Source organism: Petrotoga halophila DSM 16923 (assembly GCF_002924615.1).
The window spans coordinates 1-24,737 of sequence record NZ_JALY01000055.1; the positions used below are offsets into that span (position 1 = coordinate 1).

A 24,737-nucleotide genomic window follows, 5' to 3' on the forward strand; every position below is an offset into this window, starting at 1 on the left:
CTCCTAATTCTTTGAGTATTTTTCTTGGTTTTATATTTCCCGTTGTTAATCTTTGACCCGGTAATACTTTATCTCCTTCTTCTACAACCGCTTTTGTCCTATAATCAGCTTCATAACTTTCCAATTCACCATCTGAATTTTCTATTATTATCTTTAATCTTCTTCCTCTTTTGTTTTCAGTATCTCTTTCAATAGCTCTTACTATACCTTTTATCTTCGAGAATTCTCCTTCGGGTCCTTTCGTCTTTTTTCTTGCCTCAAACAATTCTTCAGCTCTGGGTAGACCTTGGGTTATATCCGAAGTGGTAGCTATACCACCTGTATGGAAGGTCCTCATAGTTAGCTGCGTACCTGGTTCACCTATAGATTGTGCAGCTATTATTCCTACAGCTTCTCCTATGTTGACTAATTTGTAGTTTGAAAGGTCCATTCCATAACATTTTGCACAGATTCCATTTTCAGACTCACATGTAAGAGGAGATCTAATGAAAATAGATGGTCTAACAGTAACCGTTTTTATCCCATGTTTTTCTAGGACTTTGGAAACCTTTAAGTCTATTTTTTCTTGATATTTAAGCAAAGTCACGACCTTTCCATCAACTCCAACTTTTAGATCTTCTCCGGCGTAAACGTAATCTACTGCATTATATTCTTTAACATTCAATTTTTGTATACCGTGTAAGAATGCCTCTTCTATGGCTTCTTCTGTGATTTCTTCACCTTTTTTGATTAATACCTTACCTTCTACTTGTATATCTTCTAATGATTCTAAGTATGAATCGTTTGGCACTTCTTCAACCTCTATCGTTTTTTCTTTCGATACAGGAATCTCTTTTACATAATTTGCCAAGAATTGGGCGTCTTTTTCTTTTAAGATTATTCCTTTTTCATATTTTTTATCCGCTCGGGGATTATAAATTATTTCCTTTGTTTCAGGATCCAAGACATCTTTAGCCAAAACTCTACCAAATAAAAAGTCTGAAAGGTTTTCAATTTTTGAATCGTCGGCCCAAAGTTCTCTTGCCTCAATACCTTTGTCTGTTCCACAATCATCTTCTGTGATAGTCATACTTTGTGCAACATCTACGAGTCTTCTGGTTAAGTATCCAGCTGTCGATGTCCTTAAAGCTGTATCAGCTGATCCTTTTCTCGAACCATGTGTTGAGGTGAAAAATTCTAATTCTGATAATCCATTCTTAAAGTTTGAAGTGATAGGAACTTCGATTATTTTACCGGATGGATCGGCCATTAATCCTCTCATACCCGCTAATTGTTTCAATTGATCTATATTACCTCTAGCTCCAGATTCAATCATCATCCAAATTGGATTGAATGTGTGTTTTCGATATGTATTCGCTGTTTCTACTGTAACTTTGGCAGTGGCGTTTTCCCAAACCTTAATTATTTCCTTGTATCTTTCATTATCTGTAAGATAACCTTCCTCATAGAGTGATTCGATATTTAGAACTTCTTCCTTAGATTCTTCTATAAGTTCTTCCCTTTTTGGAGAAACTAATACATCACGTATAGATATTGTTAATCCTGATAATGTTGCATAATGAAAACCAAAATCTTTAATACTATCTAAAAGATCGGCGGTCCTATCTATTCCATGCTTCTCAAAAGTGTTAAATATTAGCTCTTTTAGATTCTTTTTATCCATTTTTTGTGAGTAATTTCTTAAATCTTCCGGCACTTCTTCGTTAAAAATTATTTTTCCAATAGTCGTTTTAAGGATACTACCATCTTTATATCTAAACGCAATTGGTTCATGGAGAGGTAAATTAGACTTTTTCCATATTAATTCTCCATCTTGAAGATATATATCTGAATCCACTATTTTTAGGTATTCGTAAGCATATGTTGCTTCTAAGTCCTCAGAGAATATGTGTCTTACATATCCATTTTTCCCCAATTCAGAAACTTTAGTAGGTACCTTTAGATTTTCGAACTTCTCATCTTCATGCATGGTTAAATAATATGCACCAGCAATTATATCTTTTCCGGGCATAGACAATGGTTTGCCGTTCGCGGGCGAGATAATATTATACCTTGATAACATTAAAAATTTTGACTCTGCTTGGGCTATACTGGAAAGAGGAATATGTATAGCCATTTGATCTCCATCAAAATCAGCATTAAACGGAGGACAAACCAATGGATGTAACCTTATCGCGTTACCTTCTATTAATTTTGGAATGAAAGCTTGAATTGATATTCTGTGTAGGGTAGGTGCCCTATTTAACAGAACAGGATGCCCTTTTATAACCTCTTCTAAAACCTCCCAAGCTTCAGGCATTTCTTTCTCTATTATAGTTTTTTTGAATTTTCTGGCACTTTTACTTGCCACATTTGAATCTTTCAACAACTCTGCTAGAACAAAAGGTTTAAATAGTTCTAAGGCCATCTTTTTTGGTAATCCACATTCATGAATCTTTAGATCAGGTCCAACGGCAATGACAGCTCTACCAGAATAATCAACCCTTTTACCCAAAAGATTTCTTCTAAATCTTCCTTTTTTACCTTTCAATAAATCTGTGAGTGATCTTAAAGGTCTTCTATTTCTATCGGTCATTGGTTTACCAACACGGCCATTGTAGAAAAGCGAATCCACTGCTTGTTGAAGTATCCTTTTTTCATTTCTTACGATTATTTCTGGCGCTTCCATTTCTAATAGCTTTCTTAAACGATTGTTCCTATTTATTACCTTTCTATACAAGTCATTTAAATCGGTTGCGGCAAACCTTCCACCCTCAATTTGTATCAAAGGTCTCAGATCGGGTGGTATAACGGGTATGATATTTGTAATTAGCCATTCAGGTTGATTGCCAGATTTAATAAAATCCTTAACTAGTTTCAATCTCCTTAATATTTTTACACTCTTTTGACTTTTCCTATCCAATTTTTCTAATTCGGATTCTAATCGTGCTTTTAATACTTCAAGATCGATCTTCTTCAACAATTTTTGAATGGCTTCAGCACCATAACCATTTTCAAATCTTTCATATCTGTTTATTTGGAATAACTTTTCTGTCCCGTCTTCTTCCTTTGCAACTAAATCCTTTACTCCAAATTCTTGAAGCTCGTTTAACACATCTTGGGTAATCTTTGTACCTTTTTCAAATTTCTTTTCAGAAAATTCGATTTCCGATATCAATTCTTTGTCAATTACTCTTTCTCTTTCTTCTTTAATCTTTGAGTTTAGTATCTTCATTACTTCTTCATAGGCTCTCGCTTCGTCTTCGAGTAAGATATCTCCGGTTTTTTTGCCTATTCTCTTTGCAAATCTCTTATCTATATCAGTTATAACTACAATTGGTGTATCTCGCTCAATATCTCTTTCAACTTCTATGGAACCCGGATAGTATTCTAAGAATAAGGAGTATTCCTTCTGGGTTAGATAATCTTCTTCAAACAAAAATCTATCTGCTAAAGGCGTTCCTTTCTCAACTTTTTGCCCATCTTCCACCATTATTGATGAACCTTCAAATACAGGATATTTTCTTTCAACTCCCGTATCATCTTTGATTATTATCCAATTCAATTCTCTTTCAGTCTGTGTTAACTCAGATTTTATTTCTACCGTTCCATCTATATCGGCTACGGGCATACCCTTAACTGAAACTATTTTTACAGCAGGTTCTACCCTTAAATCTAAATATTCAGCGTATATTTCATATTCTCTTTGATATAATATTTCTCCAGGTAAATATCCTAAATTTTCGTTCTCGGGGCCAGGAAGCGTTAAATAAGCTCTTTCAATAACTCTTTTTGACCCATAGTAAATGATATTTTCTAAATCTTTCACACCGATGTTTAATATGATAGAAAGAATAGATGGAGAAGATTTTAAATACCAAATGTGAGAAATAGGTGTTGCCAATTCTATATGACCTATCCTTCTTCTCCTGGCTTCTTTGGATTCAACCTTTACACCACATCTTTCACATACTGTTCCTTCATACTTTTTCCCCTTATACTTGCCACAGGCACATTCATAATCTTTTACGGGACCAAATATCTTTTCGCAGAATAAACCATCTTTTTCAGGTTTACCTGTTCTGTGATTTAAAGTTTCGGGTTTTTTAACTTCACCATTTGATGCTTCCAATATACTTTGGGGAGAAGCTATACCTATTTTTATTTTAGCAATCTTTCTTTGAAAGGAAGAAACATTTGCCAATTGAAATCCCTCCTTGAGGGTACATTTTTATTTTACTCTCCGTCAACGTTGAAACTTAGATTCAATTTATTAATTAGAGTCTATCAACATCTAACTCGTTTCCATTTTCATCGTAAAGCTTTATATCTAACATTAGTCCTTGTAATTCTTTTGTTAAAACTTTAAAACTTTCAGGAATCCCTGGTTCGGGAAGATTTTCTCCTTTTAATATCGCTTTGTAAACTTCATTCCTACCTCTAATATCGTCGGATTTATAAGTTAACATTTCGTTGAGAGTATGCGCAGCTCCATGAGCTTCTAGAGCCCATACTTCCATTTCCCCAAATCTTTGTCCGCCAAAATGTGCTTTACCACCTAATGGTTGTTGGTGGATTAAAGAGTATGGACCGGTTGATCTTGCATGGATTTTATCTTTTGCTATATGGGATAATTTCAACATATACATGGAACCTACCGAGACAGGAAAATCGAAAGGCTCACCTGTTCTACCATCTCTAAGAACAATTTTTCCGTTAGGATGATCAGGATCATCACCTAAATATAAGTTGCTTTCTTTTCTTACTTTAGATAACTCACCCATGATTTCAGATTCAGTTGCACCATCAAAAATTGGTGTGGCGTAGTAATCGTTGGTTAACATCGAAAGCCATCCTAAATGAAGTTCCAAAACTTGTCCAATATTCATCCTTGACGGAACTCCTAAAGGTGAAAGTAACATTTGCAAAGGTGTTCCATCTGGTAGAAATGGCATGTCTTCTTTATTCAAAATGGTCGAAATTACTCCTTTGTTTCCATGTCTACCTGCTAATTTATCTCCAACTTGTAGAGTCTTTTTTGTTGCTACGAAAACTTTGACGTATTTATTTACACCAATTTCCAAAGAAGGAATATCCTTACGATCAAAAATCTGAACGTCTATAACTCTTCCTTCTATTCCGTGAGGAACCGTTAAAGATGTATCTTTAATGTCTCTACCTTTATCACCAAATACTGATTTAATGAGTTTTTCTTCGGGAGTGGTATCTGATTCCCCTCTTGGTGTTACTTTTCCTACTAGAATATCTCCAGAAGATACGTAAGAACCAATTTTAACTATTCCCTCTTCATCCAAATTTCTTAAAAGTTCTTTTTTAACATTTGGAATATCTGAAGTTATTTCTTCAGGGCCCAACTGAGTATCCATAGCTTTTGTTTCAAAAACTTCTATATGTATCGATGTAAAAGTATCGTTTTCTAACAATTCTTGACTAACCACCATGGCGTCTTCAAAGTTGTATCCTTCCCACGGAAGAAATCCAATGAAAACATTACGCCCAAGAGCCAACTCACCCATGTCCATGGACGGACCATCCGCTATGGGCTCCCCTTTTTCTACAATATCTCCAACGTTTACGATAGGAACCTGGTTTATACACATGTCTTGATTAGATCTGACATATTTTAATAAAGTGTATTCATCTTTTAAGGGTTCATCATTGGAATCTTTTAAAATGTTATTCTCCTCGTCCAATCTAATAATTACAATCTTTCTTCCATCTACATAATCAACCATACCTTTATGATTTGCCATAATCAAATAACCCGAGTCTCTTGCTGCTAGCCATTCTACTCCTGTACCAACATAAGGAGCTTGGGGCCTAAGAAGAGGAACGGCCTGCCTTTGCATATTTGACCCCATTAAAGCTCTGTTTGCATCATCATGCTCTAAAAATGGAATAAGAGCAGCTGATACAGAGGCTATCTGTTTTGGCGTGACCGATATATATTCAATCTCATCTTTGTGAAACAAACTCACCTTTCCCAAATATCTAGCTTCGACATACTCTTCTATGAAAGAACCATCTTCCCCAATTTCTGCGGAAGCAGGGGCAATTTTATAAAGTTCTTCTTCGTCAGCAGTCAAATATACTATATTGTTTAAATCAACTTTTGAATGTCTTACTCTATAATAAGGAGTTTTCAAAAAGCCAAATTCATCAACTTTAGCTAAAATTGCCATAGAAGTAATTAATCCAATATTCGCACCTTCCGGAGTCTCTATGGGACACATCCTTCCATAATGAGAATGGTGAACATCCCTTACTTCAAACTTAGCATGTTCTCTTTTCAAACCTCCAGGACCTATTGCTGATAACCTTCTCTTATGGGTTAGCTCAGCTAAAGGATTAACTTGATCTAAGAATTGTGATAATTGACTAGATGCAAAAAATTGATGAAAAGCAGTCATTATTGCCCTTGAATTTATCAGGGATTGAGGACTTATTTTATTCATGGATTGAACGCCCGCAACTTTTTCAGGAGCGTGCTGAATCATTTTAGAAAAAGCTCTTTCAAATTCTATTTGCATGAGTTCTCCAACTGATCTCACTCTTTTGTTACCCAAATGATCTCTTGTGTCGAGCCCTTCAATATTTTCTCTTACATGCAACAAATACCTTGCGGACAAGATGATGTCTAACTTATCTATGGCAAATGTTTTAATAGGATATTTTATTTTATCTTCCATATCTTCAGAAATATCCTTTTTTTCGACCTCACGTAGGTAATCAATATAAGCTTTTCTCAATTTGACTTGAATTTTCTGCCTTCCAATCTGTGAAAAATCGAATTTATCCGGATTGAAGTACATATCTTCTATTTCATCTTTAGCCTTTTGAGCCCTAGGGATTTCAGTAGGCTTTAATTTTGAAAAAATTTCTTTGTAAGCTTCCATAGAAGTTAAACTTTCTTCTTTTTCGTATCTTTTTTTCATCTTTTCCAACGTTATTTCCGCAACCAAATGTGCTACTGTTACACTCTTAATTTCATATTTTTTCAACAATTCTAAGACTTCGTGTAATTTCATGCCGTATATCGTTTTTCTTGGGGGATCCATATTATCTAATTCTTTAAACGATAGATCCGACAATACAGTACAATTACTATAATTTGCCAAATCAACTTCATCTTCTAAATCAATTTCTTTTGGAAATAAACGTAATATATCCAAATCATTCTCGTATCCCAATGCCCTTAAAAAAAGGAAAAAATTGAATTTTCTTTTTCTATCTATTCTGACTTGAAGAACCTCTTTACCTGGATTAGGATTGTAAAGTATTTCCAACCATGCACCTTTAATAGGTAAAAAGTGTGCTATAAACATTTCTTTCGAGGTATCTGTCTCTTCTTCTTTTATAAAATATACCCCTGGTGACCTAACGAGTTGGTTAACTATTACCCTTTCTGCTCCATTAATAATAAATATACCTCTATTAGTCATATAAGGTATGTTGCACAAAAATATGTCGTCTTTTTCTATCATTTCACCCGTTGCTGAGTCAGTTATTCTGACCTTTAAATAAGCTTTGCCCGCATAAGTTAATCCTTTGTCCCTACATTCACTCTCACTAAAAGATGGGTCTTCAAACTTTACATCCACGAAATCAATCAAAAATTCTTTGTTTTTCTTTCCGCTTGTTTTAACAGGTATCTTTATCGGCATATATCTTTTTATGCTTTCCATAACCTTGTTGTTTAAAAAATCTTTAAAAGAGTCTTTTTGAATTTTCACTAAATCCTCATATATCTCAGATTTCTCAGGAACTTTTCCAAAAAATTTTCTTTCTCTCCTACCAACTTCTCTTGTGACCGTATTCAAAGGAACCACCTCGGTATTTAGTCAAAATAATATTGGTTAAAAATAAGCGAAAAATCGCATTAGACATAATGTCCAATGCGAACACAATTATAACTTTTTTTCTTGAAGAAAAGGTTAAAAAAAGACTTCAACTTAATTTCGAATTCGACTTATTTTAATTCTACTTCAGCTCCTGCTTCTTCAAGTTTTTTCTTTATTTCTTCTGCTTCTTCTTTTGGGACACCTTCTTTTATCACTGCATCTGGAGTTCCAGCCTTTTCTACGAGATCCTTAGCTTCTTTTAGACCCAAAGTTGTGATTTCTCTTACCACTTTTATTACACCAATCTTTTTGTCTCCAAAACTTTTCAAAACAACATCAAAATCTGTTTTTTCTTCTTCTTGCTGTGCGGAAGAAACACCTGCTGCACCTGGTACTGCTGCCATTACGGGGGCTGCTGCAGAAACTCCAAATTCATCCTCGAGCGCTTTTACTAATTCAGCCAGTTCTCCTACGGTCATATTTTTAATTTCGTTTATAAGTTCCTCTTTTGTCATTTTCCTACACCTCCAAACTTATTTTTTCTCCTTAATAGCGTTAAACACATACACTAGTTTTCTTAAATTATCAGTTAAAGCATTTACCAAACCAGAAATAGGATTATTAAGAGACCTAACAACAGTGGCGTAAAGCTCTTGCTTCGACGGTAGCTTCGCATACTCTTCAGCTTGAGCTGAATCAAAAATCTTTCCTTCCAAAACTCCACCTTTAATAAAAGGTTTATTATTGTGAGAATCGGAAAATTTCTTCACTACTTTTAACACTTCAATGGGGTCTGATTCCTCAGCGTGTATAACCCCTGTACTACCTTCAAAAAAATTTTCAAAGTTTTCCAATTCCTTATCAGCTAATTTGACAGCCGTCTTTAATAAAGAAGTTCTATAGACGGTGTAAACTACATCCTTTCCAAAGTTTTTATACAGTTCTATTCTGAAGTCATTAGTTTCTGCCACTGACATTCCAGTAAAATCAATAAACAAAATAACAGGAGAAGAATCCAAGGCATCGATAAAGTTGTCTATTAAAGACTTTTTACGTTCTTTAGTTAACAAAAAATAACACCTCCTTAAATAAAAAAAACCGCAACGGGTAGCGGTTAAAAGGAACAAAAATTATTCCTTTTTCCGCGTACCTCGGTAGGCGAGATTCTGCCTCTTTAACCAATTAAAGACCTACTTTCTTTGGCACGCATCCTATTATTACTTACTTAAAGTACCATAACTTAGGCAACAGATGTTAAGGTTAATGTGCTCAAATCGATATTGATACCTGGTCCCATTGTAGCAACAATCACAGCTTTTCTAATAAATTTTCCCTTTGAACTTTCTGGTTTCATCTTCATTAATTGTTCAAAAGCGGCAATTAAGTTTTCTTTTAAATCACCATTATCGAAAGAAACCTTGCCGATAGGCACGTGTATGTTTCCCGTTCTGTCATTTCTAACTTCCACCTTGCCGGCTTTAAACTCTTTAACTGCTTGTGCTACGTCATCGGTTACTGTTCCTGCTTTGGGAGAAGGCATAAGACCTCGTGGACCTAATACTTTACCAAGCCTTCCTATCTTCCTCATTATATCAGGAGAGGCAATTGCTACATCAAAATCAGTCCAGCCTTCGTTGTTTATTCTATCTATTAAGTCATCCGAACCAACAAAATCAGCACCTGCTTGCTTAGCCAATTCAGCTTTTTCTCCCTCCGCAAAAACTAAAACTCTCACATTTTTACCCGTACCTTTGGGCAGGGAAATTGTACCTCTAACGTTTTGATCTCCCTTTTTGGGATCTATTCCCAAAAGTACATGAAGCTCTACAGTACCATCAAATTTTGTGTAAGAAGTCTTTTTAACTAAATCCAACGCCTCATCGATACCGTATTTTTTTTGTTTATCAACAAGTTTTATCACTTCTTTATACTTTTTTCCATGTTTTGGCATAAACCTCTCCTCCCTTCTTAATCTTCAATTTCTATTCCCATGCTTCTTGCAGTTCCGGCAATAATATTCGTAGCCGCATCTAAATCCTTAGCATTCAGATCTTTCATCTTCATTTCAGCAATCTCACGAAGCTGTTTCCTCTTAACTTTAGCAACAACTTCCTTGCCTGGTTCCTTGGCGGCGGATTTAAGACCGGCAGCTTTTTTTATTAAAAAAGAAGCGGGAGGAGTTTTTACTATAAACGTGAAGGACCTATCTTCAAAAACAGATATTTCTACTGGTAACAATGTTCCTGCTTGATCCGCAGTTGCAGCGTTGAACTTCTTACAAAATTCCATCAAATTTACACCATATTGCCCCAGTGCCGGTCCAACAGGTGGAGCAGGTGTCGCTTTGCCAGCTTCCAATTGTAATTTCACAACCCTCAAAAGCTTTTTTGCCATAAACTTTTAACCTCCTTGTGGTAAATTGGGAAAAATCCCTCCCACATTCTCTTTATTCAATGATCTTTTCAATTTCTCCTAAAGATAATGTTACTGTAGTTTCACGTCCAAACATGGTGACTACAACTTGTACTTCTTGTTTTTCCAAATCATAATCTTTAATTTTACCTGTAAAATACTCAAAAGGGCCATTTATAATCTTTACATGCTCTCCTACTTCGAAATCGGTTCTAACTTCTTTAACTTGCCTTTTTTGGTAAGCTTCCTCACCCATTAATCTAAGAACAGCTCTAATCTCATTTTTATTCAATTTTACAGGTTTCCCGCCTATGTTTAAAATAGTAGATACATACGGTAAATTGCTAACTAATTCTTCAGTTTCTTTAGTATACATCATTTCAACAAAAACATAACCTGGAAATAAATTTTTCTTTTTTGTTTTTATGATTTTTATCTCTTTGTGAAAAGGAGTCTCTCTAATATCTATCCTTCCAGAAAACTTTGCTTTATATTCTTTAGACTCGCATAATTTATCTCCTATTCGAACGTTACTTCCTACCTTAAATTTCTCGTGGATGAAAGTTTCTCTAGGCAATAAATAGGTATCATCTTCTTTCGATTCATTTTCTATAACTACTCTTTTAATTTTTTCAACAGACACAATTTCTCCGTCAACATCACTCTTATATTCGAGATTCTTACTAAAAGGAGTCTCTGCTCGTACTTTTTTCCCCGCTTTTAACCCGGCTAATAGGCCGGCGCTTTCTGGTATTAAAAACGTCTTTGAATACTTTTTCCCTTCTGTCTCAACTAAGATCTTACGGAAATTTTTTATATCTACTATCTTTCCCGAAATTTTTGCAAATATTTCTGGTTCTCTTGCTAAAATATCTCCCTTCTTTACATCCTTACCTTTTTTAACAAATATCTGAGCTTCTTTTTCAATATAGATTCTCTGCACTCTTTTGTTACTATAATTTAATTCATCAACTTCAGGTATTATTATTTTTCCAATATACTTTTCATACCCTAAATTCTTTATTCTCTCTTCTAGAGTTTCTTTAACTTTATTTTCCATTCCAGAATAAACTTGTAGCACATACCATTCTTTTCGCATCTTATATTATTCTCACCACATCTCTGTCAACAATTTATGTACCTCAAATCAAATAATTATTGAGTAGGTACCCCGCTTCCTCTTAAGAAAACCGGATAAACCAACCATGAAAATAGCTGTAAAAGTCCAAAATCAACAGCAAAGAGATAAACAGCAAAGATTGCTATAACAATCAGCACAACCAATGTAGAATTTAGTAACTCTTTTCTTGTAGGCCAATTAATTTTCTTCGCTTCTTGCCAAACGGAAGTTAAAAAAATCCAAAACTTAGACATTTATAAACACTCCCATATAGTTGTTAAGAATATACAATTAAATTTTTGCTTCCACATGAAGAGTATGTTTTCTACAGTGAGGACAGTATTTTTTCAGCTCAATTTTTTCTTTGTAATTTCTATTTTTCTTTTTATAGTAGTTCCTATTATTACATTCTGTGCATTTTAAAGAAAATTTTATAATTTGAGATTTAGCAGCCAATGTTATCACCTCTTTCTAAGACGAATTAAAATATAAATGGTGGTGAGGGAAGGATTCGAACCTTCGAAGGCAGTCTGCCAGCGGATTTACAGTCCGCCCCCTTTGGCCACTCGGGCACCTCACCATGATATCCGAGAAACAGTGGAGCCGATGAAGGGACTTGAACCCCCAACCTGCTGATTACAAGTCAGCCGCTCTGCCAGTTGAGCTACATCGGCAATCAGTTATTTACCAACTGAAGTTGATTATATCAAACCAAAAAAACGTTGTCAATGGATTTTAAGTTAAAAATATATTAAATTGTACTTTAATTTGATAGATGATTGTTATCAAAAAATCTAATAACAAAGAATTTATCTTTACATATTTTGTTTTTAACAATATTCATGGTACAATAATAGTGAAATGAGGATATAAAAAATAGCAAATAATAATATTTCTATAAGAGAGCGACGCGAACTTATTGGTAGTTTCTGTTGCTTATGTGCACGGCAAAGGAGGAGAGTAGACATGTTTGATAATTTTACAGAAAGAGCTGCAAAAGTTTTTATTGAGGCTCAAAATGAAGCAAAACAGATGGGACACCCCTATGTTGGAACAGAACACATTTTATTGGGACTGTTAAAAGTTGGAGGAGGCCATTTAGATACTGTATTTGAGGAATTTAATTTGTACTATAATTCTATAAAAATGGAAATAACAAATGTTGTTGGTACAAATTCTACCCAAGGAATAATAGGTTCTCCACAACCTACCCCAAGAGCAAAAAGAATATTAGAGTTGGCATACGATGAATCTGAACTCATGGGTTTTGGCAAGATAGACGCAGAACATCTTCTTTTAGGTATCTGTAGAGAAGCAGAAGGAATAGCTTCTCATATATTGAAGCGTTCCGGAATAAATCTAACTTTGATGAGAAAAGAACTAACAGATATGATGATAAAAGGGAGATCATCCGGAAAAATGGAGATTGCTAAAACCGAAGAGTCAGAAGAAAGAAAGCGCCAAAAACAAAATGCACTTAAGCAACTCGAAGAATACGGAACTGATTTAACCGCACAAGCTGAGAAACATAAATTGGATCCTATAATTGGAAGGGAAATAGAAATAAACCGCATAATGGAAATATTGGCTAGACGAAAAAAGAATAATCCTGTTTTGATAGGCGAGGCAGGCGTAGGTAAAAGCGCTATAGTTGAAGGTTTGGCACAAAGAATTGTAGAAGGCCGAGTACCAGAGATATTAAAAAATAAAACTATTTTCTCCTTGGATATTACTTCAATAGTAGCCGGAACAAAATATCGAGGAGAATTTGAGAAACGAATGAAAAAATTGATGCAAATATTGCAAAAAACTGAAGATATTATTCTTTTTATCGATGAACTACATATGATTGTAGAAGCCGGAGCAGCAGAGGGTTCTTCCATGGACGCTGCGAATGTATTAAAACCAGCTTTAGCAAATGGAGAAATTACTGTTATAGGTTCTACCACGGCAAGTGAGTACAGGAAATTTATCGAAAAGGATCCAGCCCTCGAAAGACGTTTCCAAAAAATATATGTGACTGAACCGACTATTGAAGAGACTATAAACATCTTATCTGGTATAAAATCCAAATATGAGGAGCATCACAAAGTTAAATATCAACATTCTGCAATTCAATCAGCTGTACAACTCTCAGTAAGGTATATTACAGATAGACATCTACCAGATAAAGCGATTGATGTTATTGATGAAGCTGGGGCTAAAGCGCGTTTAAGCGCTCTAACACTTCCCAACAAACTAAAAATTCAATCTGAAAAGATAGCAGATTTTGAAAGTAAAAGAAATGATCCGGACTTTGAAGAAGAAACTGAGGAAAAGATAAAAAATATGAAAGAAAAGTACGAAGAAGAATACTCAAAATGGAGAACTGAAGCTGAAAATAAAATAATTCCAATAAACGAAGAGGATATAGCTGAAATAATATCCAATTGGACCGGTGTCCCTTTAAGACAATTACGTCTCGAAGAGATGGAGAAATTATTGAATTTAGAAGCCGTATTACATGAACGAGTGGTAGGGCAGGATGAAGCTATAAAATCAGTTGCAAAGGCTATAAGAAGGGCACGAAGTGGATTAAAAGATCCAAGAAGACCAACAGGTGTATTTATGTTTTTAGGGCCAACTGGCGTTGGAAAAACCGAATTAGCAAAGACTTTAGCAGCATACCTTTTCGGAAATGAAACACATTTAGTGAGAATTGATATGAGTGAATACATGGAGAAATTTAGCGTTTCAAGGCTTGTAGGTGCCCCTCCAGGATATGTCGGTTACGATGAAGGAGGGCAGTTAACAGAAATTGTAAGAAGAAGACCGTATTCCGTAATTTTACTGGACGAAATAGAAAAGGCACATACGGATGTATATAATATTCTTTTGCAAATAATGGATGAAGGTAGATTAACAGATTCTCAAGGAAGAACGGTTGACTTCAGAAACACGATAATTGTTATGACCTCTAATCTTGGTTCTGAACAGATTAATAAAACTAAGAGAAGTTTAGGTTTTGTAGAAGAAGACACGGTAGAAAGTGAATATAAAGATATCAAACAGCAGGTAATGTCTGCAGTGAAGAAAGCATTCAAACCCGAATTCATAAACAGATTAGACGATGTTATCGTATTTCACCCGCTTACTAAAAATCAACTCAAAAATATTATATCCATTCAACTAAGCGACCTAAAAAGCCGATTGGAAGAAAGAAATCTTACATTATCCGTTAAAGAAAGCGCTATTGATTTCTTACTGGAAAAGGGATATGATTCTGTTTTTGGAGCAAGACCATTGAAAAGAGCTATACAAAGATATATTGAAGATCCTTTGTCCGAAGAGTTATTAAAAGGAAAATATGAAGAAGGAGATAAAATACTTGTAACTCACAAAAAATCTAAAGATAATCTTTCTTTCAGAAGAAGTCCGAAGAGCAAGAAACAAATGGAAAAGAAAGTGGTTAATAGTTGAGAAAATCTGAAAAACATTATGTATGTAGTAATTGTGGTTATGAATCGGATAAATGGTTCGCAAAATGTCCTATTTGTAACGAATTAGAGTCCGCGGTAGAATACAATACCGCGGATGTTACTATTAATACTGGAAACCTTAAAGTTCCAGATATAGTCTTTCTTGATCAAGAGCTTCCTCCAGCAAAAAAGATCCCTACTAATTTTCAAGAAATTGATAATGTGTTAAACGGTGGGTTGGTGGAAGGTGCGGTCTATTTGCTGAGTGGAGATCCAGGTATTGGAAAAAGCACATTATTGGCACAAATCGCAAAGTCTATTCAGATACCTCAAGGATTTATATTCTACGTTTCCGGCGAAGAATCGACAGAACAAGTCGTTCAAAGATTTAAACGGCTAGAAATAAGAAATAAAAATATAGGATTAATATTCGAAAATAATGTGGATGTTATACTTAATGCTATAGAAAAGTCTAATATAACCCCTTCTGTTATTTTCATAGATTCTGTTCAAACTTTAAAAATAGACAGTATTGATTCCTCACCTGGTAGTATTCTCCAAGTAAGGGAAAGTACTAGAAAGATGGTAGAATACGCTAAAAAAAAGAATATCCCTATAGTTCTGGTAGGTCATGTAAACAAAGAAGGAGCTATCGCTGGCCCAAAGGTGTTAGAACACATGGTGGATTGTGTTCTTCAAATGGAATTGGAAGGTGGATCTGGACTAAGGCTTTTAAAAGTGGCTAAAAATCGGTACGGCCCTACAGATGAAGTTGTTTTATTTGAAATAACCCAAAAAGGTTTAAAACCAATAGATAACATAAATTCTTTTTTCTTATCTGATTATTCAAATGAGTCGGGAAACACTTTAACTATAGTAAAAGTTGGTCAAAAATTGCTTCCCATAGAGATACAAGCTTTAGTCAGCAACCCTGTGTATGGGTCCCCTAGAAGGGTTACTTCGGGTATACCTTTAGATAGACTTTTAATGATAATTGCAGTACTTTCCAAAAAGTTGAAGCTCCCATTGGAAAGTAAAGATATATTTGTCAGCAGCGCAGGAGGGCTAAGAATCAGTGACAGTTCAATGGATGTTGCCATAGCTTTATCTTTAATCTCCTCGACATTTGATACACCCCTTTCTTTTTCGACGATAGCCTTTGGAGAAATAGGTTTAGATGGAAGAATAAGGGGTATTCCTCTTTTAGAAAAAAGGTTGGAGCTTTCACAGAAAATTGGTTTTAACAATATAGTTATTCCAAAGAATCTTTCCCCTAAAAAAAACTCTATTGTAGTTGCAGAAAGTGTAAAAGATTTGATAAAATTATTTAAAAAAGGGGGATAAAATTTTGAATGAAAAATTAGAAAGAATTTTTGATTTGTTGGCTCCAGGAAAGCCTATTAGAAAAGGTATAGACAGGATAATGGAAGCAAACTTGGGGGCATTATTGTTTTTTTGTTCACAACCTGAAAAGCATCTTAAAGAAGGACTAATACAGTTGGGTTTTAGACTCGATTCGGATTTTTTGCCTGAAAAAATTTATGAACTCTCAAAAATGGATGGAGCTATTGTCTTAAATAGCGATGGAACTCAAATTCTTGCAGCAAACACACAGCTTAACCCTGATAAAAGCATTCCCAGTTCAGAAACCGGCATGAGACACAAAACTGCAGAAAAAGTGTCTATTCAAACGGGAGATTTAACCGTTGCGGTTTCTAAAAGAAGGAATATTGTTTCAGTGTATTATAATAAAATGAAATATGAGCTCCTACCCGAAAATGTTTTGTTTGCTAGATTAAATCAAGAAATTACCATTGCACAAAGATACAGACAGAGCTTTATGAACCTTTTAGACTATCTAAATATCGAAGAGACAAGGGAAAATGTAAGCCTATCTGATGTTGTGGAGATACTCTCCAAAGGTTTACTAACAATAAAAATTGTACAAAGAGCCGAAAAATACTTATTAGAATTGGGAGAAATTGCTGGAAGCGCAAAATTAGAATATGAAGAAATCTTAAGAACAATCCCTAAGTATGTGGGCGCTGTTATAATGGATTACAGCTCAGAAAATTTAAAGTATCAAAGACCCGAAGATGCCACAAGCATATTCAAAGAATTAGACTTTAACGATTTAGTCGATCCCTTCAAAATAGCAAAAACTCTGGGTTATATTGATGTTTCATCTGAAGATGATCTGGAGGAAACAACTTTAACATCACGAGGTTATAGAATCCTTTATTCTACCAGGTTACCAACTACTGCGGTAAAAAAAGTTGTGGAAAGTTTTACAAACCTTCAAGAATTAATGAACGCCACATTCGAAGAATTAACAAATGTAAGCGGAATAGGTAAAAGAAGGGCGGAAATAATCTTGGGGGCGTTGAACAAAAAGAAAAGGGAAAAAGAAGAATTAGAACAGGAACCTCCTCAAATAATTAATAAAGAAAAAGAGGAAGATACTAGTTATCGCGTTTGAAGTTAATATTATAAAAAATAATATAGTTTTTAGAGGTGAAGGAATATAACCATTCTTGCAAGAAACAAAAAAGCTACTCACGATTATGAAATAATAGAAACCTTCGAGGCAGGGATTTCTTTGTTGGGTACAGAAGTGAAATCCAGCAAAGCAGGAAAAATTAATTTCAAAGATAGTTTCTGTAAAATAGAAAACGGAGAATTAATTTTATACAATATTCACATTAGCCCTTATTCAGGGGCATCCATATTCAATCACGATCCAGAAAGGCCGAGGAAACTTTTACTTCATAAAAAAGAAATAAGGCGTTTGCGATCTAAAGTTAAACAGGAAGGTTTGACGATAATTCCCCTCGAATTCTATGTTAACAATAAAGGACTGATAAAGGTTAAAATTGCTTTGGCTAAAGGATTAAAAAAATACGATAAGCGCGAAAAGATTGCAGAAAAAGAGTATGAAAGGAGAATTAGAAAACAACAAAAATATGAAAATATCTGAAAAAGTCTCATCAGCAATATCAATTAATGGTTTAACAAAAAGATTTGGGAAAACGGTTGCGGTTGATAATGTTGATTTAGAAATTAATGAAGGAGAGATTTTTGGACTTATAGGCCCCAATGGTGCAGGCAAATCTACCATTATGAAGACTATTTCCACTCTTTTAACTCCTTCACAAGGAAAGGTGGAAATACTCGGAAAAGATCTTTCCAAAAACAAACCAAGCCTTAGAAAGGTGATCTCTTTAGTCTCTGATTATTCTGTATTGGAAAACGATTTAACCCCCTATGAAAATTTGAAATTGTTTTCTTTAGCTTCAAATATCGAAAATAGTGATAAAAAAATTAACGAATTTTTGTATAGTTTTGGATTGGAAAAATATAAAAACAAATTAACAAAAAACCTCTCTTCTGGTAATAAACAGAAGCTGAATATAGCTAGGGCATTATTAAAATCCCCAAAAATACTTTTGTTGGACGAACCAACGAATGCCATAGATGTTGAATCCTCCAGGTTTATAAGACGTTATATATTAAACGAAAACATCAAAAATGGAACAACAATAGTGATAACATCCCATTATCTATGGGAAGTTGAACAATTAGCTACAAGTGTAGGGATAATCATAGATGGAAAAATTGTTATTAAAGACAATATAGAAAATATTTACAAAAGATTCGATTCTATAATTAATATTTACGAATTAACTTTTGATGAAAAAGACCATGAAAAAATATTAACCTATTTAAAAGATCTCTCAGATGTTTTGGCAATAAAACCCGTATCCAAAGAAAAATTAATAATTGATTCAAAAGATAATTCATTTACAATGGATAATTTTAACGTCTCGATAAGAAAATTACGTCCAACTTTGGAAGACATATATTCTTATATAATATCCACCCCAAATCAACCATAGGAATCAAATACTTAAGGTGATAAGTTTGCTATTAAGACTCGAAAATGTATCACATAATTTCGGTGAATTTTACCTTTTTTACGATGTCGACTTGGTTATAAATCAAAACGATAGGATCGCTTTAATAGGTAAAAATGGAGCCGGAAAAACTACTTTATTGAATATTATTTCAGGAAATATTGAGCCTATCGAAGGACGAGTGCTCAAGAAAAATGATTTAAATATATCTCTTTTAAAGCAATATAGATTAGATTTAAATAAAATAGATCCTACTTTGTATGACTTTCTAAAAGAAAGCGTCTCAAAAAATACACCTGAACATATGGTCGATAAGAACGTTAGGAGTTTGCTAGTAGGACTTGGTTTTGAAGAAGGCCAATGGGATAGAAATGTTTCTAGTTTAAGTGGTGGTGAATTAACTAGATTATCCCTCGGAAAAACACTTTCTGAAAAAAATGATTTATTACTTCTTGACGAACCTACTAATCACCTGGATCTCTACTCTATTGATTGGTTAATCGACTATCTCAAAAATTACAAAGGTGCGATGGTTATAGTATCCCATGACAGGACATTCTTAAAACAGTTATGTAACAAATATTGGGAAATAAACAATTCAAAGATATGGGAATTCAAAGGAACTTACAAAGAATACATCCAATCACGTGAAATTTATATAAATTCAGTAAATTTAAGAAAACAGAACTTACAAAAAGAGATCGAAAGACTCGAAAGAATGATAGAGCGTTACAGAAGTTGGGGAACAGAAAAAATGGTCAGACAAGCAGTAATCCGCGAAAGAAAATTAGAAGAGTTGAAAAATGAACTCCAAGAGATTCAAAACATCGAAGAAGAAAAAGGTATAGATGTAAAAATCCCACAACCCACAAAAACTGGTTACAAGGTTGTAGAAGTTAAAGATCTTTCTTTTTCCTACAACGAAGAACAACAATTATTAAAAAACATCTCTTTTGAACTCTACGAAGAAGAAAAATTAGCCATCTTAGGAAAAAATGGGTGCGGAAAGAGCACTTTACTAAAATTATTGATAGATGAATTAGAAAATCATGAAGGGAGCATTGAATGGGGATACAATATCAAAATCGGATATTTAGATCAAGTTATATCTAATCTCTCTCAAGAATCTGACGTCCTAAATGAAACGTGGGAATTGGTAAAGGATTGGAAAGATTTCGAAGTAAGAAAGTATCTCGGGAGATTTGGATTCTATTCTAGCGAAGTGTTCAAAAAAGTAAGTGAACTCTCTGGTGGAGAACTCACAAGGTTGGCAATAGCTAAAATTTTACTTGAGAAGCCAAACGTTTTGATATTGGATGAACCTACCAACCATTTAGATATCCTAACAATTGAAAGTTTGGAGCAAGCACTTAAAGAGTACTCAGGAGCCATCATATTTGTCTCACATGATCAATCTTTTATTGAGAATATCGCCAACAAATTTCTTTTGATAGACAACGGAAAATCCAAAATATCTGAAAATATTCAACCTCTTTTAGAAGAAATAAAAAATAACTCTTTTAAAATAAAAAAAGAAAAAAAAGTAAACAAAGAATACAGACAAAATAAAAGAGTTAAAAACAGAATAAAAACTTTAAATAAGGAAATATCACGAATCAGGGCAGAATCGGAATTGCTATTTGAAAATTTAGATTCAGTTGAAGCTAAACTTTTTGAATATGGGGACGATTATACTAAGGTGTTAGAATTAATTGAAGAAAAAAACAAATTAGAAAAAGAACTTACAAAATTGCAAAAATTGGAAAGTAAATATGTAGAAGAATTAAATCACCATACTAAAATCTCAAACAATAATTACGGAGGTTAATCATGAAAGGCATATATTCAGATCAAACCAACTCCTATCTTTATCCAGAAGAACCAAGTATAGATGACCATGTCACGATTAAGCTAAGAATCCCAAAATACCTAGGTAAAAGCATCGGAAGTGTTATCTTTACTCCTCAAAAAAATTCAAAAAATTATCAACATAAACCAATGCAACTCTCAAAAGAAACTACTTACTTTTATTTTTTTGAAAGTACTTTCAAAATGCCAGATAGAATTGTTAGGTACCATTTCGAAATAGATTTAATAGAAAAGGGCAAAAAAATGTTCTATGACGCTATGGGTATTGTAGAAAATCGTGCTATTCATGACTTTGTACTCGTCGCAGATTTTAAAACTCCAAAATGGTCCCATGGTTCTATATATTATCAAATATTTGTTGATCGATTCAAAAACGGAGATGAAACAAATGATCCAGTATCCCATGAGTATCAATACGATGGTCAAGAAGTTTTAAAAAAAGATTGGAACTCACTGCCAGATCCTAAAAATGGTCATAGAGAGTTTTATGGCGGAGATTTACAAGGAGTTTTAGAAAAGATTGATTACTTAAAAGATTTAGGAGTGGAAACGATTTACCTAAACCCTATCTTTGTTTCTCCAAGTCCACACAAATATGATACTCAAGATTACGAACATGTAGACCCTCATTTTGGGGTTATAGAGGAAGATTCGGAAGATCTGAACGAAAAGTACAAAGTCAGAACTACATCTATAAAGAATCTTGAAAAAAGCGACGAAATTTTAAGGCTTTTGATTCAACAAGCTCATGAAAAAGATATAAAAGTTATTTTAGATGGTGTTTTCAACCATTGTGGCTCTTTTCATAAATGGATAGACGAAATGGATTTATATGGTGAAGGTAGTCTACATAACGAAGATTCTCCCTACAAAAGTTATTTTTATTGGAACAACACCCAAAAAAGTTATGAGGGTTGGTGGGGCTTTTATACCTTACCAAAATTGAATTACGGAAATATCAGTTTATGGAAATACATAGCAGATATTGGAAAAAAATGGGTAAGCGAACCTTTCAATGCAGATGGATGGAGACTCGATGTTGCAGACGATTTAGGTAAATCCTTTGAAATGAACACAGCTTTTTGGAGATTCTTCTACAAAGTTGTAAAAAAGGCAAACCCTGAATCTATAATATTTGCAGAAATTTATAAATCACCTCTTGCTTGGTTAGAAAGAAAATGCTGGGATTCCATAATGAATTATATAACCTGCATGGATCCTGTTAGTTATTTTCTTACAGGCACTGAAAAACACAACGAGCATCATAAACCTGAGCTCTTAAAAAATGCTGAATATTTCGTTAATTCAGTCAGATGGGCCTTATCTCAATTACCTATGAATAGTAAATTTATTGCTTTAAACCAACTGAGCAATCATGATCATTCTAGATGGATGACAAGAACCACACGAAAAGTTGGGAGATTGGGACCAAAAACTCATGAAGAAGCTTCCCTTGGAAAGGATTTAGATGTTTTCAAAATAGGATTAGTCACAATGTTTACTCTTCCAGGATCACCAGGATTATTCTACGGTGATGAAATAGGTTTGGAAGGTTGGACAGACCCCGATAATAGGAGACCTTACCCTTGGGGAAAAGAAAGTGAAGAAAATAAAATGTTGTTTAATTCCACAAAAGAATTAATTAAAATGTACAAAGAGCATCCAGCATTGAGAAAAGGTTCTTTTGATTTTCTTGATTGGAATGGAGGATACGTATCTTACGCTTCATGGAATGAAAGTGAAAGTATAATCACCGTTATAAATAGGGAGGAAAAAGAAATTAGTATTGAACTGCCATTATGGCTACTCGATAAAAAAGAAGGCGAACTAAACCTTTTATTCTCTACAAAAGATTTCAATTTAGGCGATAATTCTTATACTGATGGCAAAAAATCTCTGAAAATTCCAGAGAAAATTGCTTTTGTATTTAAAATTAATTGATTCTCCTTGCTTGCATATATGGCTTTTTTAATGTTCTGTTATCTCACCCTTTAAAATATTAATTCCGTGTGGGATAAGATCTTTAATGGCTTCAAAACATTCTTTAACCGCTTTAGTGCTACCTGGAAAATTGATAATTAGAGTAAATTTTCTAATGCCACAAACTCCTCTAGAAAGATATGCCATTGGGGTATTCTCCGCTGTGGCATATCTGATTTTTTCCGGAATTCCCGGAACCTCTTTTTCGATAATGTTTTTCGTAGCCTCTGGCGTAACGTCTCTTGGAGCAAAACCTGTTCCTCCTGTTGTGAGTATTAAGTCTGCAATATTATTGTCGGATACTTCTTTTAATTTTTGTTCTATTTCTTCTTTTTCATCTGGAATTATTAGGTAAAGAGTTTTAATCCAACCTTCCTTTTCAATCATCTTAATTAGTAATTCACCACTTTTGTCTTGTCTTAAACCCTTTGATCCTTTATCACTTATTGTTATTATTGCTACTTTAATCATTACTTCCCCTCCTACTCTGAAACAATTGTTAATTTATCACCCGGAATCACGATGCCTCCTTCTAAAACTTTGGCGAAGATCCCCTCTGTCAGCATTATATTATCAGGATTGAATTCTCCTGCTTTCCCTATTTCGGTAATTTCGAGTAATACACTTTCACCTATTCTAAATTTGGTTCCTACAGGGTATTTGTATAACTCTATCCCTTCTATGGTTATATTCTGTGCGAAGTTGCAATATTTATCTTTTAAATTTAAATTCTTTTCTTTTACTATCTTTTCAAGACTTTCTACGCCCAACAGACTGACTTGCCTATGACTTCTTCCTGCATGATAGTCACCCTCTACACCATAGTTAGTTATAATGTTTATTTTATCTTGTTCTTTTTTGAGCATTCCTCTTTTCTCACATTTACAAACTTTGACAACTTTACCTTCTTTACTCACCGTTTTCTCTAACATAAGTTCCACTTTTACCTCCAGTCTTTTTGAGTAATTTTATATTTTTAATCACCATATCTTTATCTACAGCCTTACACATATCGTACACAGTTAAAGCCGCTATTGAAACACCAGTAAATGCTTCCATTTCAACCCCCGTTTTGCCTGTTGTTCTCACCGTTGCGTAGATACCTAAAGTTGTAGCATTTTCAAATTCAAATTTTATATCTATGCCGGTTATCAACAAAGGGTGACACATTGGGATTAACTCAGCTGTTTTCTTGACACCCATAATTCCAGCCACTCTTGCAGTTTCTAAAACAGCTCCTTTTTCTATCTGACCATTCTTTATCCTTTCAAGGGTTGAGTCTTTTAGCTTTATTTGTCCATAGGCTATAGCTTCTCTTTTGGTTTCGCCTTTATCTGTAACGTCAACCATCTTTGCCCTACCTTTTTCGTCTATATGAGTAAATTCTTTCATACCTATCCTCCAATTTGAGACATATTTTTCTTTGGGAAGAAATTATTTTTGTAAAAGTTGTGACTGATGGGTTTAAAAAGAAGAGCTTTTTCAAACTTTTCTCTCACACCTTCTGTAGAAATCTTCCCATCTTCATCGCGCATATTTACTTCAACATCGCTGGCAAGACAAGGCCTCAAAAATCCATCAGCGGTTAATCTCATCCGATTACATGTTGAACAAAAGTTATGACTAATAGCGGTGATAAACCCTACAGTTCCCCTTGCCCCAGGGACTTTGAAATCCTTTGAAGGGCCATTATTTTTTATATCTACAGGGACCATACCCATCTTATTGATAATTTTTTCCTTGAATTCGTTTAGAGATACATAATAATTACCAGAAAGAAGGCTTGTTTCACCCATAGGCATATATTCAATAAATCTCACGTGTAGATCTTTATCCTTTGTGAGTTCGACAAAACTTTCCAATTCACTATCGTTTAAACCCTTCATCACAACTGTATTAATCTTTACTGGACTTAAGCCAACTTCAAGTGCTGCTTTAATCCCTTCAATTGCTTGCGAAAACTCGCCCCTTCGAGTAATTGTTTTATAGGTATCGGGATTTAAAGAATCAAGACTTATGTTAACCCTAGACAAACATGCCCTTTTCAAAGCAAAAGCATATTTTGATAGAAGAACACCCTTGGTTTTCATACTAATATCTTCACGTGCATAAATTTTCATTAACTCATTGATTAACTCTACTC

General features: G+C 34.2%; 20 protein-coding genes, 2 tRNA genes and 1 other annotated feature. Of the genes, 7 read left to right on the plus strand and 15 right to left on the minus strand.

Going from position 1 to position 24,737, the window contains the following annotated elements; genetic code table 11:
• The 11 genes from AA81_RS02425 to AA81_RS02475 all read right to left on the minus strand — a co-directional run.
• The coding region (locus tag AA81_RS02425) for a DNA-directed RNA polymerase subunit beta' (protein ID WP_103898078.1) at positions 1-4,183 on the minus strand (4,183 nt) is incomplete at its 3' end.
• A 73-nt stretch (positions 4,184-4,256) separates the two neighbouring features.
• The gene (gene rpoB, locus AA81_RS02430) at positions 4,257-7,820 is read right to left on the minus strand and encodes a DNA-directed RNA polymerase subunit beta (protein WP_103078558.1); all 3,564 of its coding nucleotides are present in this window, start codon (positions 7,818-7,820) and stop codon (positions 4,257-4,259) included.
• 149 nt (positions 7,821-7,969) lie between these two features.
• The gene (rplL, locus tag AA81_RS02435) at positions 7,970-8,356 is read right to left on the minus strand and encodes a 50S ribosomal protein L7/L12 (protein WP_103078559.1); all 387 of its coding nucleotides are present in this window, start codon (positions 8,354-8,356) and stop codon (positions 7,970-7,972) included.
• Positions 8,357-8,374: 18 nt separating this feature from the next.
• The gene (gene rplJ, locus AA81_RS02440) at positions 8,375-8,911 is read right to left on the minus strand and encodes a 50S ribosomal protein L10 (protein ID WP_103078560.1); all 537 of its coding nucleotides are present in this window, start codon (positions 8,909-8,911) and stop codon (positions 8,375-8,377) included.
• Positions 8,912-8,923: 12 nt separating this feature from the next.
• Positions 8,924-9,062, minus strand: a sequence feature (ribosomal protein L10 leader region).
• Between the two features lie 19 nt (positions 9,063-9,081).
• Positions 9,082-9,792, minus strand: a complete 711-nt coding sequence (gene rplA, locus AA81_RS02445; RefSeq protein WP_103898079.1) for a 50S ribosomal protein L1 — start codon at positions 9,790-9,792, stop codon at positions 9,082-9,084.
• Positions 9,793-9,809: 17 nt separating this feature from the next.
• Entirely contained in the window at positions 9,810-10,235 is a 426-nt protein-coding gene (gene rplK / locus AA81_RS02450; protein ID WP_103898080.1) for a 50S ribosomal protein L11, read from the minus strand.
• A 52-nt stretch (positions 10,236-10,287) separates the two neighbouring features.
• A complete protein-coding gene (locus tag AA81_RS02455) occupies positions 10,288-11,352 on the minus strand; it encodes a transcription termination/antitermination NusG family protein (RefSeq protein ID WP_103898081.1) in 1,065 nt (354 codons plus the stop codon).
• A 56-nt stretch (positions 11,353-11,408) separates the two neighbouring features.
• Positions 11,409-11,627 (minus strand): preprotein translocase subunit SecE, encoded by a 219-nt coding sequence (gene secE / locus AA81_RS02460; protein WP_012208210.1) that lies wholly within the window; start codon positions 11,625-11,627, stop codon positions 11,409-11,411.
• A gap of 37 nt (positions 11,628-11,664) precedes the next feature.
• Complete coding sequence (gene rpmG / locus AA81_RS02465; RefSeq protein ID WP_103078564.1) at positions 11,665-11,829, minus strand: 50S ribosomal protein L33; 165 nt, start codon at positions 11,827-11,829, stop codon at positions 11,665-11,667.
• Positions 11,830-11,866: 37 nt separating this feature from the next.
• A tRNA-Tyr gene (locus AA81_RS02470) sits at positions 11,867-11,953 on the minus strand.
• 18 nt (positions 11,954-11,971) lie between these two features.
• Positions 11,972-12,047, minus strand: a tRNA-Thr gene (locus AA81_RS02475).
• Between the two features lie 292 nt (positions 12,048-12,339).
• Here AA81_RS02475 and AA81_RS02480 point away from each other — a divergent pair.
• From AA81_RS02480 to AA81_RS02510, 7 genes are read left to right on the plus strand one after another with little or no spacing between them, the layout of a single operon-like run.
• On the plus strand, positions 12,340-14,832 hold the full coding sequence (locus AA81_RS02480) for an ATP-dependent Clp protease ATP-binding subunit (RefSeq protein WP_103078565.1): 2,493 nt from the start codon (positions 12,340-12,342) through the stop codon (positions 14,830-14,832).
• The gene (gene radA, locus AA81_RS02485) at positions 14,829-16,175 is read left to right on the plus strand and encodes a DNA repair protein RadA (protein ID WP_103078566.1); all 1,347 of its coding nucleotides are present in this window, start codon (positions 14,829-14,831) and stop codon (positions 16,173-16,175) included. The genes AA81_RS02480 and radA overlap by 4 nt, the downstream gene beginning before the upstream one ends.
• A 4-nt stretch (positions 16,176-16,179) precedes the next feature.
• Positions 16,180-17,310: a DNA integrity scanning diadenylate cyclase DisA gene (gene disA, locus AA81_RS02490; RefSeq protein ID WP_103078567.1), complete on the plus strand. Its 1,131-nt coding sequence runs from the start codon at positions 16,180-16,182 to the stop codon at positions 17,308-17,310.
• Between the two features lie 45 nt (positions 17,311-17,355).
• Complete coding sequence (gene smpB, locus AA81_RS02495; RefSeq protein WP_103898082.1) at positions 17,356-17,808, plus strand: SsrA-binding protein SmpB; 453 nt, start codon at positions 17,356-17,358, stop codon at positions 17,806-17,808.
• Positions 17,765-18,727, plus strand: a complete 963-nt coding sequence (locus AA81_RS02500) for an ABC transporter ATP-binding protein (protein WP_245857163.1) — start codon at positions 17,765-17,767, stop codon at positions 18,725-18,727. Before smpB ends, AA81_RS02500 begins: the two co-directional genes overlap by 44 nt.
• Positions 18,728-18,743: 16 nt before the next feature.
• On the plus strand, positions 18,744-20,573 hold the full coding sequence (gene abc-f, locus AA81_RS02505; protein ID WP_245863375.1) for a ribosomal protection-like ABC-F family protein: 1,830 nt from the start codon (positions 18,744-18,746) through the stop codon (positions 20,571-20,573).
• 2 nt (positions 20,574-20,575) lie between these two features.
• Positions 20,576-22,555, plus strand: a complete 1,980-nt coding sequence (locus AA81_RS02510; RefSeq protein WP_103898084.1) for a glycoside hydrolase family 13 protein — start codon at positions 20,576-20,578, stop codon at positions 22,553-22,555.
• A gap of 27 nt (positions 22,556-22,582) precedes the next feature.
• Here AA81_RS02510 and AA81_RS02515 read toward each other — a convergent pair whose 3' ends face one another.
• From AA81_RS02515 to AA81_RS02530, 4 genes are all read right to left on the minus strand, one after another.
• Positions 22,583-23,065, minus strand: coding sequence for a MogA/MoaB family molybdenum cofactor biosynthesis protein (locus tag AA81_RS02515; protein ID WP_103078571.1), 483 nt, complete (start codon positions 23,063-23,065; stop codon positions 22,583-22,585).
• Positions 23,066-23,076: 11 nt separating this feature from the next.
• Positions 23,077-23,526 (minus strand): MOSC domain-containing protein, encoded by a 450-nt coding sequence (locus AA81_RS02520; protein WP_103078572.1) that lies wholly within the window; start codon positions 23,524-23,526, stop codon positions 23,077-23,079.
• Entirely contained in the window at positions 23,504-23,986 is a 483-nt protein-coding gene (gene moaC / locus AA81_RS02525; RefSeq protein ID WP_103078573.1) for a cyclic pyranopterin monophosphate synthase MoaC, read from the minus strand. The genes AA81_RS02520 and moaC overlap by 23 nt, the downstream gene beginning before the upstream one ends.
• A 2-nt stretch (positions 23,987-23,988) precedes the next feature.
• Positions 23,989-24,737, minus strand: a 749-nt coding sequence (locus AA81_RS02530) for a GTP 3',8-cyclase MoaA (RefSeq protein ID WP_103898085.1), incomplete at its 5' end; no start/stop codon positions are given.

Bases quoted from the DNA above. Each gene is read 5' to 3' on its own strand.
- rplL (WP_103078559.1), bottom strand. From the start codon at position 8,356: ATGACAAAAGAGGAACTTATAAACGAAATTAAAAATATGACCGTAGGA.
- rplA (WP_103898079.1), bottom strand. From the start codon at position 9,792: ATGCCAAAACATGGAAAAAAGTATAAAGAAGTGATAAAACTTGTTGAT.
- rplK (WP_103898080.1), bottom strand. From the start codon at position 10,235: ATGGCAAAAAAGCTTTTGAGGGTTGTGAAATTACAATTGGAAGCTGGC.
- AA81_RS02455 (WP_103898081.1), bottom strand. From the start codon at position 11,352: ATGCGAAAAGAATGGTATGTGCTACAAGTTTATTCTGGAATGGAAAAT.
- secE (WP_012208210.1), bottom strand. From the start codon at position 11,627: ATGTCTAAGTTTTGGATTTTTTTAACTTCCGTTTGGCAAGAAGCGAAG.
- AA81_RS02480 (WP_103078565.1), top strand. From the start codon at position 12,340: ATGTTTGATAATTTTACAGAAAGAGCTGCAAAAGTTTTTATTGAGGCT.
- AA81_RS02500 (WP_245857163.1), top strand. From the start codon at position 17,765: ATGAAAGGAGAATTAGAAAACAACAAAAATATGAAAATATCTGAAAAA.
- AA81_RS02510 (WP_103898084.1), top strand. From the start codon at position 20,576: ATGAAAGGCATATATTCAGATCAAACCAACTCCTATCTTTATCCAGAA.
- AA81_RS02515 (WP_103078571.1), bottom strand. From the start codon at position 23,065: ATGATTAAAGTAGCAATAATAACAATAAGTGATAAAGGATCAAAGGGT.
- AA81_RS02520 (WP_103078572.1), bottom strand. From the start codon at position 23,526: ATGTTAGAGAAAACGGTGAGTAAAGAAGGTAAAGTTGTCAAAGTTTGT.
- moaC (WP_103078573.1), bottom strand. From the start codon at position 23,986: ATGAAAGAATTTACTCATATAGACGAAAAAGGTAGGGCAAAGATGGTT.